This window comes from Streptomyces sp. NPDC057474 (assembly GCF_042802555.1).
In the GTDB taxonomy this organism is placed as follows: Bacteria; Actinomycetota; Actinomycetes; order Streptomycetales; family Streptomycetaceae; genus Streptomyces.
Genome location: NZ_JBHVDX010000322.1, coordinates 1 through 8,212, shown reverse-complemented (window position 1 = coordinate 8,212; position 8,212 = coordinate 1). Strand labels below are relative to the sequence as shown.

The 8,212-nt window shown below is 67.2% G+C and carries 10 protein-coding genes and 1 pseudogene; 6 read left to right on the top strand and 5 right to left on the bottom strand.

Features of this window, described 5'->3' with window-relative positions; translation table 11 throughout:
* The 6 genes and pseudogenes from ACFU53_RS44355 to ACFU53_RS44330 all read left to right on the top strand — a co-directional run.
* A partial coding sequence (locus tag ACFU53_RS44355; protein WP_384005604.1) for a tyrosine-type recombinase/integrase occupies positions 1–1,038 on the top strand: 1,038 nt, incomplete at its 5' end.
* A gap of 43 nt (positions 1,039–1,081) precedes the next feature.
* On the top strand, positions 1,082–1,507 hold the full coding sequence (locus ACFU53_RS44350; protein WP_384005602.1) for a hypothetical protein: 426 nt from the start codon (positions 1,082–1,084) through the stop codon (positions 1,505–1,507).
* A 50-nt stretch (positions 1,508–1,557) separates the two neighbouring features.
* Entirely contained in the window at positions 1,558–1,779 is a 222-nt protein-coding gene (locus ACFU53_RS44345; protein ID WP_384005600.1) for a recombinase, read from the top strand.
* 69 nt (positions 1,780–1,848) lie between these two features.
* Positions 1,849–3,471, top strand: a complete 1,623-nt coding sequence (locus ACFU53_RS44340) for an alpha/beta fold hydrolase (protein WP_384005598.1) — start codon at positions 1,849–1,851, stop codon at positions 3,469–3,471.
* A gap of 47 nt (positions 3,472–3,518) precedes the next feature.
* Positions 3,519–4,190 (top strand): alpha/beta fold hydrolase, encoded by a 672-nt coding sequence (locus ACFU53_RS44335; protein ID WP_384005597.1) that lies wholly within the window; start codon positions 3,519–3,521, stop codon positions 4,188–4,190.
* A gap of 559 nt (positions 4,191–4,749) precedes the next feature.
* A pseudogene (locus tag ACFU53_RS44330) lies at positions 4,750–5,118 on the top strand (cation transporter); the annotation flags it as partial.
* Positions 5,119–5,245: 127 nt separating this feature from the next.
* Here the strand turns inward: ACFU53_RS44330 and ACFU53_RS44325 are convergent.
* The 5 genes from ACFU53_RS44325 to ACFU53_RS44305 form a co-directional block, all read right to left on the bottom strand.
* Positions 5,246–5,578, bottom strand: a complete 333-nt coding sequence (locus tag ACFU53_RS44325; protein WP_384005595.1) for an SCP2 sterol-binding domain-containing protein — start codon at positions 5,576–5,578, stop codon at positions 5,246–5,248.
* 328 nt (positions 5,579–5,906) lie between these two features.
* Positions 5,907–6,272 carry a VOC family protein gene (locus tag ACFU53_RS44320; RefSeq protein WP_384005593.1) on the bottom strand — a complete coding sequence of 122 codons (366 nt, stop codon included), beginning with the start codon at positions 6,270–6,272 and terminating at the stop codon, positions 5,907–5,909.
* An 11-nt stretch (positions 6,273–6,283) separates the two neighbouring features.
* On the bottom strand, positions 6,284–6,670 hold the full coding sequence (locus tag ACFU53_RS44315) for an SgcJ/EcaC family oxidoreductase (protein ID WP_384005592.1): 387 nt from the start codon (positions 6,668–6,670) through the stop codon (positions 6,284–6,286).
* Positions 6,671–6,686: 16 nt separating this feature from the next.
* Positions 6,687–7,298, bottom strand: a complete 612-nt coding sequence (locus ACFU53_RS44310; protein WP_384005590.1) for a hypothetical protein — start codon at positions 7,296–7,298, stop codon at positions 6,687–6,689.
* 25 nt (positions 7,299–7,323) lie between these two features.
* Complete coding sequence (locus tag ACFU53_RS44305) at positions 7,324–7,923, bottom strand: EF-hand domain-containing protein (protein WP_384005588.1); 600 nt, start codon at positions 7,921–7,923, stop codon at positions 7,324–7,326.
* Positions 7,924–8,212: the final 289 nt, after the last annotated feature.

The following is an 8,212-nucleotide window of genomic DNA, read 5'->3' as shown; positions in this document are numbered from 1 at the left end:
GAGCGTAGAGAACTCCATGATCACGTGGACCCGTGCCCGCACTGCATCGACCCCGCCGGCTGGGCCTACAGCAGCCGCCTATTGCCGGTCGGTCTTACGCACCACAGCGTCACCCAGTACCGGCTCCCGTCCACCGGCGAGGTCGTGCCGCTGCTGCAGATCGCCCCGTCCAAGACCGATACCGAGCGACTCCTGCTGGTCAGCCCAGAACTCGCCGACGTCCTCAGCGCCATCATCAGTCGACTGCGCGGCCCCGGCGGGATGGTTCCGCTCGTGGCCGCCTACGACGTCCGCGAGAAGGTCTGGAACCCGCCGATGCCGCTGCTGTTCCAGCGCGGCATCGGCTCCGAGCACCGCGCTTTCACACCGACCGCGATTCGCAAGCTGCTGATCAACGCGCTGGCCCAGACCGGGCTGACCAACGCCGAAGGTGAAGCACTGTCCTTCTCTCCCCACGACTTTCGAAGGATCTTCGTCACCGATGCCATCATGAACGGACTGCCCCCGCATATTGCCCAGGTCATCTGCGGTCACAAGAGCATCGACACCACGATCGGATACAAGGCGGTCTACCCTGCCGAGACGATCGAGGCCCACCGGGCTTTCATCGCCCGCCGACGGGCCTCCCGCCCTGGCGAGGAGTACCGGATCCCGACAGAGGAGGAGTGGGACTCATTCCTCGCCCACTTCGAGAAGCGGAAGGTGTCCATCGGCACCTGCGCACGCGCCTTCGGATCCCCCTGCATCCATGAGCACGCTTGTGTCAGATGCTCGCTCCTCCGGCCTGATCCAGCCCAACGGCCACGGTTGACCGACATCCGCGACAACCTGATCGCCCGGATCGTCGAGGCGGAGCGGGAAGGATGGCTAGGCGAAGTCGAGGGCCTCCAGGTCAGCCTCGCTGGCGCGCAGGGCAAGCTGGACCAGCTCGATGCCGAAGCAGCCCGCCGATCCTCCGCCGTCGACCTCGGCATGCCGGCCTTCGCCGACATCGCCAACCACACCACCACTACATCGACGGACCAGCACCGTCCCTGAAATCCATGGTCGCCACGAAGCTGAACTGCCTACGCTCCAACCCATGCGAACCGTCTTCGTGTTTCCCACAGGTGAGCGAGCCGACGCCGTCGCCTCGCTCGATCGGCATCTGCCCGAGCAGCGCGATCCGTGGGTTCTGGACGGCATCCTCTACATCGACATCGACGATGAGCAGACCGGCTACCTCTTTTCCGACTGGGATCCCGAGGATGTGGCGATCCTCGAAGCGGCCATCGGACACCACCCCACTTGGGCGGTGCAGATCGACATCTCCGGGCGGATCGACGGCACCGCAGAGGTTCACCAGATGATCGCGCTGCTGCTTGAGCATGGAGGCGTGGCAACGGACGATTACACCCCCCACCCTTGGACCCTGCCGGAAGTCCTGTCTGGAGCAGTGATCGACGGTCTGCGCTTCTTCGACTTTCGCGGCTACCACGAACTCAATCGCGAACACGGGCGCTCCTGACTCGATCACCTCACCGGCGCAAGTTCAGAGAAGCCTGCATCCGATGCCCGATGTTGCAGGTCAACCCGAAGATGCTGCCGCGACTCGCTGAGATCGAGAAGGACCTGATCCTCCGCCGCAAGCGAGCGGAGGAGGAGCAGTGGCTCGGTGAGATCGAGGGCATCGACCTGACCCTGACCTTCGTCCGTGCCAAGCAGGCCGATGCGGCCCGCCTTACGCACCGAGCCCCCGTCGCCCTCGGCATCCCAACCGTCCCGTCCCCGAACGGATAACGACCGGGGCGGGACGTCGGCGGTGACACTCCCGACAGACGATGGCCACGGCGTGAGTGAATAGGGGGCATGCTCTTCGACTTCACGCACGACCACGACGGTGAACGGCTCAGCGGTGTGTACGGCGGTGATCCTTCCGGGATCACCGCCGTGGTGCTGCATGGCGCGGGCACCAGCAGCACGGAGCGACTGCTTCCGCTGGTGCGGGAGTTCGTGGCCCACGGCTGTCGAGGGGTCGCCTTCGACTTCTCCGGGCACGGCGAAAGCACTGGAAAGCTCAGTGAGTTAAGCCTGCGGCGACGGTTCGAGCAGGCCGTCGCGGTGATCGACGCGTACGCGGGGGCGGACGGGCCACTGGTCCTGGTGGGGTTCAGCATGAGCGGGCAGACGGTGGCGGATCTTGTCGCGCACTACGGGGATCGGGTGGCGGCGCTGGGGCTGTGCGCGCCTGCCGTGTACACCGCCAAGGCGTGGGACGTGCTCTTCGAGGACGGGAACGGCCAGTTCAGCGGGATCATCCGGCAGCCGGGCAGCTGGCGAGAGGCCACCGCGCTTCAGGTGCTGCGGGCGTACGAGGGCCGGGCAGTGCTCGCCGTGCCGGGTACCGACGCGGTGATCCCGCCCGCGGTGACCGAGGCCGTACAGGACGCGCTGACCGCGCGCGCCCAGTACACGCGGTTCGACCTTCCAGACGCGCAGCACCAGCTGGGAATGTGGTTCCGCGATCATGGCGACGACCGGCGGGAGTTCGTGGAGGCGGTACTGACCGGCCTCGACGACCGTGGCTGGACGGGCACACGCTCGTGGGTGGCCAAGCAGCTCGGCCACGGCCGCTCGGTCACCGATTTGCGCCTCCTGTCCGGCGGCTGGAGCTCCCAGATGCGCCGGCTCACGCTCGACGACGGCACGGACCTGGTCCAACGGACCTTCGTGAGGCCGTTCTTCCGCCGCCACGGGCCCGGGCTGCTGGCCCGCGAGGCGGACGTCCTGGCGATGCTCGCCGGGCAGGAAGGCATCCCGGCGCCCGGGTTCGTCGCTGTGGACGCCACGGCCGAACACTGCGATCACCCGACCCTGTTGATGTCCGCGCTGCCGGGCCGCGTCCTCGTGGACGAGGACGACCTCGACCGGCGCCTGGACCTGCTCGCGGCCCAGCTCGCCCGCGTCCACGGCGTCGTACCGGCCGAAAGACCGCGCACGTACCAGGCGTGGACGTCCCCGGAGCGCGTCCGCACTCCGGACGGCCCCCTGTGGGAGCGGGCTGTGGACCTGATCCGCCGCGACCCGCCGCCGTACGAGGGCTGCTTTCTGCACCGCGATTTCCACCCCGGGAACGTGCTCTTCACGGGAGCCGGACCGGGGCTGCGGATCAGCGGCGTCGTCGACTGGGTCGAGACCTCGTGGGGACCTGCCGACCTGGACGTGGCGCACTGCTCGACCGCGCTCGCGCTGCTGCACGGGCCGGCGTACGGGCTGGACTTCCACAAGCGGTACGAGGCACACGGCGGCCGCGCCCTCGCCGACGACCCCGACCACCTGTACTGGCGGCTGCTCGACGCCCTGCACTACTGCCCCGACGCAGCGAAGCTGGCCGGGCCGTGGCGTGACCTGGGGCGGGACGATCTGACGTCCGAGGTGCTGGCAGAACGGCTGGAGGCGTACGTGGACGGACTGCTGCAGCGATACGGCTGACCGGCCTTGGATCACTCGTCTGACACCGACCCGAGGAGACGTGCGCATTGCCCGCCGTGGTGCTCGTTCATGGCCTGTATCACCGTCCCGACCACTTCTCCCTGGTGGCAGAACGCTTGTGGACCACAGGAACCGAGGTCGTCGTTCCCGAGCTCCACCGGGGCTCATTGCCCGCTGACACAGCCGCGGTCCAGGCTGTCATCAACTCGCTACCGGAGCCTCCGATTGTGCTCGGTCACTCCTACGGCGGGTCAGTGATCACCGGGGTGCGCGGGGCCGGACATCTGGTCTATCTGGCGGCCTTCGTGCCGGATGTCGGCGAGAGCGCGGCCACTCTGGGTGGCGCGTCCCCGCAGCTTCAAAAAGCGATCAACCCTGAGCCCGACGGCTCGACCAGCCTGCACCCCGACCGGGCTGCCGGCACCCTCTACGGCGACTGTCCCGAACCACTCGCCACCTGGGCAGTTGGCCTGCTGCGTGCGCAAGCCTCCGGCTGCGGGCGAGGCGTCCCAGAGCGCCACAGCTGGAAGCACGCACCCTCCACCTATGTCGTCTGCGCACAGGACCGGGCCATCGACCCCGGCCTGCAGCGGAAGATGGCCTCGCGCTGCACCGGCGCGCGCGAGTGGCAAACGGGCCACTCCCCGTTCGTAGGACAGCCCGATCTCATCGTTGAACTCCTGCAGGAACTGCTCGCCACCAGCACCCCACGCTGGTGAGATGAAGGAGCGACAACCGCTCGTCGATGTCCCAGGTGCAGGCAGCTGCGTGATCAGGCGGTGGACTTGGCCGCGATCCTGGTGAGCAGCTTGTCGCGCACGCCAGGCCACTGTCTTACAGCCGAGATGATGATCAATGCTGCCTTCGATCGACCTTGGTCTTCGATGACACCAGAGTTCCCTCGTCTGCTCGGCCTCCGCTTTTGAGGTTCGCCTGGCTTGACTTGGTGCAGAGAAGCTGGATCCAGTTCATGCCGCACGCCGGGGCGATCGAGGTCCGTGACATCGGGTGGGTGGGCTGACGCCTGGGCCTCTGCTGACGCGAGAGGCCCACGTCACTGACACGGGGGCGACCAGCCACTGACACGAGAGCGAGACGGCTGCGCTTTCAGCTCAGGCGGTAGCCGAGGAGCGCGAGGCTGGCGGCCACAGCGCGGTGCTGGTAGGCGCGCAGTCTTGGGGCGCCGGGGGGCGGGCTTGCGGGCGTTGCGGTGCCAGCGGCCGGTGAGTGCGGCGAGGAACGCTGTGGTTGTGTCGGGACTGCCGGCGGTGGCGGGGCAACGTCGTCGAGGCGATCGTCGCCCTCACTGCCGGCACCCTCGCCTCCTCCACCGCACTGATCGGCTTCGGCGGGGCTCCATCATCGAGGTCTCCTCCGCCGCCGCGGGCGCCTGGCAGTTTTCCGCCTCCGAGCACCACGTGCGCGAGGCCCGCGAGAAGACCGCCCTGCAGATCATCGCCGTCTCGTTCTTCGCGCTCGCCACCTACGTCACTGTCGACGCCGTCCCGCGCCCTGACCGGCACCGGCGAGGCCGAACGCTCCATCCCCGGCATCGTCATCGCCGCTCTGTCCCTCGCCGTCATGCCGTTCCTGTCCGCTGCCCAGCGCAAGGCCGGCCGCGAGCTCGGCTCCGCCAGCTCCACTGCGTGTACTGCGGGTAGCGGGGAGGGGGATCCGCCGTACCCCGGCGGATCCCCTCCCCCCGCATGGGGGAGCCGGCCGGGCTCGGCCGGCTTCTCCCACCCCGGGGGATGCGGCAGCCCGGTGGGCGGGGTTACAGCTTCACGAGCTCCGGGAAGCGCATCGCCTTCATCTGGTCGCCGGTGATCTTCAGCTGCCCGGTGAAGAACAGCTGCACGCCTGCCTTCGGGTCGGCATGCATCGCCCTGAAGTCCTCGGCGGCGATGACGATCGTGACGTCGGGGTTGTCCCCGACGCCTGGGATTACCTTCGGTCCGGAGCTGGAGGCGTCGACGAACCAGTCCCCGCCGCCCTCACCGGTAATGGAGATCTGATAGCGCACACCCCACGCCTTCATCTCCTCTGCCTTCGTTGCGAAGACCTCCGGCAGATGGGAGTTGAAGAAGTCCTGGATGTCGACGGCCACAATTCCTCCAGAAGTGTCACGTACACGGCCAGGGTTCGAACCTATGTCCTCACCGCCCCGGACACCGGTGACATAGCCGCCCTGTCACACGGTCGAGTGACTTTCCCGGCACCGGCGATCCCCTTTCCCCGGGACAGAAACACCGTGAGGCCGTGTAGCCGCTTGCCCCTTTAGGCCACCCGCGCGGATGCCAGGCGGCAAGGACGCCGGGTTGGACTGGGCGCGGGTGTGGGCGAGCCGGAACCGTGTAGGGCGCTGGGTCCTGACCTTGGACCGTCGTGCGGTCCGACGCCGAGCCATCTCCCGCGCGGTCACCCGAGCTCGTCCGCTACGGAACCCCGTAGCCGTGTTCGGACAGGTCGAACCAGTTGCCCTCGGGGTCGGTGGCGCGGTATTCGGCGAACGGGCGCGGTGAGGACCGGGGTTGGGGTTCGTCGACGTCAGCGTGGGCGAGAGCGGCGCAGGTGGCGGGCAGATCATCGATCTGGAAGCCGAAGTGGTTCATTCCCAAGGGGGCCTCGCCTGCCATCTGGTGCTTGAGCAGGGCAAGGGTGAGGTAGCCGTCGCTGAGGAAGTGGTTGCCGTCCGGGTCGCTGTGGATGACTTCCATGGCGAAGTGTTCCTGGTAGAACATCGCGAGCTTGTCCGGGTGGCGGGCGTAGAGCGCCAGGTGGCGCAGTCTGGGCCTGGGCATGACGATTCTCCTCAACTTTGGGCGGGTAGCGGCACCATGTTGATGAAGGAAAGGATCTTCCAGCCGTCGCTCTGGTACTCCAGAACAGCCTGTGCATGCATACGGCGCAGGGCGGTTCCGTCCGCGCGCAGCAGCCTGTTGTCCACGTGGGCGATGGCGATGTCCGGCCGGGGCCGACTGATGCGGTGGACGGTCGGCTCGAGGCGGGTGCCGGCGTACTGGGTGGTGAAGAGCCGTGCGTGCGCCAGGGCGATCTGTGCGCTGCCGTCGACGTGGTCGCCGCGCACGGATGTGAAGTCGGCGTCCTCGGTGAAGACCTCCGCGAATTCCTTCGCATCGGATCGCGCCCAGGCTGCCGCCATCGTGGCGAAGACCGTTCGGATCTCGTCGTCGCTCACACGTCGTCTCTCTGAGTCAGTCGGTGCAGAACTGGATGTGAAGCGGTGGGCACCGCGGCGTGTGCGTACCGTCAGGCGGGCCCCATGCGCCGAGCGTGTAGCAAAGGAGCTGGTCCACCCGCTCGACGTAACAGATCATGTTGAGCGGCCAGTGCGTGGCGCCGAACATGTAGACGTCCATGGGGGTGGGTGCTTCGCTGATGCGCAACCCCTGCTCGGCGGGCGGGCCCAGGCGGTGCCAGTCGGGGTGCAGGTGGATGGAGCCGATGATGTCCAGCCCCTGCTCGTCGGCATGCCGGTGGATGCGCAGCAGGTCCTTCGAGTCGCACCAGAACCCGCGGTGGATGTTGTCGTAGGCCGCCCCGACCCGCGGCACGATCTCCGCCGCGAACTCCTGCGCCGCCACCTGGTCCGTGGAACGGACGCTGCGGGCAAGTTCGACCCGGCGCACGACGGCCCGGTCCTTGTCGAGCGTGCCGACCAGGATCGCGAAGCACGACGGTGGTGCGCTGGGTGTGCACGCGTCGTATGCCGTGAAAGCCGCGTCGAGGAACGGTTCGAGCGTTCTGTGGCTCAGGACCGCAGTCGAGCACCGGACGAGTTCAGCTTCGAACGCTCGAACCATCATCACTCCCCCTCGCGCCCCTCAGCCGTCAGAGCTTGACCTTGGTCCCGTCCCAGATGTCGGCGTCCCAGACATCCCCGTACAGCCAGTTGCCCGGGGCGTGCGGGTCCCGGCTGGTGTAGTAGTCCTTGTAGGCGGACAGGATTTCCTCGACCGACAGCGAACCGTCACCGTTCAGGTCGAGCCGCTCGAAAGCGATCTGCCGGTTCTCCGGCGAGCTGCCGACGGCCTTCTGGAAACAGAGGAATTCCTCGGCGTCGACCTTCCCGTCACCGTCACGGTCGCACAGGCGCCAGATGGCCGCCGCCAGCGGCCGGAACACCTTGTCGAACAGCGCCGGGTTCTCCCCGAACCTGCCGATCATGCCCTTGCGCCACTGCTCCGGGCTGATCTGCCCACTGGTCAGGTCGAGCTCCCGGGCGATGTTCCGTACGAACTCCTGGAAGCTGCGGAACAGTGCCTGCGCCTCCGGCGCGTCGAACGGGACGTTCTGGTACGCGATCATCCGCGCCGCAAGCGCCATGACATCCGCTTCCTCGAACACCCCGTCGCCGTCCACGTCCACGTGACCGAAGCAGACATCGATCTTCCGCTCCAGCAGGTCGCCGACATCCTGCGGATTTGCCATACGGGGTTCAACTCCCCTTTGCTGCACCCGCCTTGTAGCGAGTCGTCGATCACCAATCTCCCCTCCACGCATTCCGAAAAACGTTATGCCCCAGATTCCCGGAAAGAGCGATTACGATATTTACCGCCTGAAGAAATGGCAGCGTTGGCTCTCAAGTAAGTCCGGCCAAGTGCGGGCGACTTCTGGCGTGGGGTCCACCCACATCATGCATCTTGCTCAGGCCGTCATTTCTTAAGGCTCTCCCTAACCTCGATCTTGCATGAGGGCCCGTCAGCAAGCTGACGGGCCC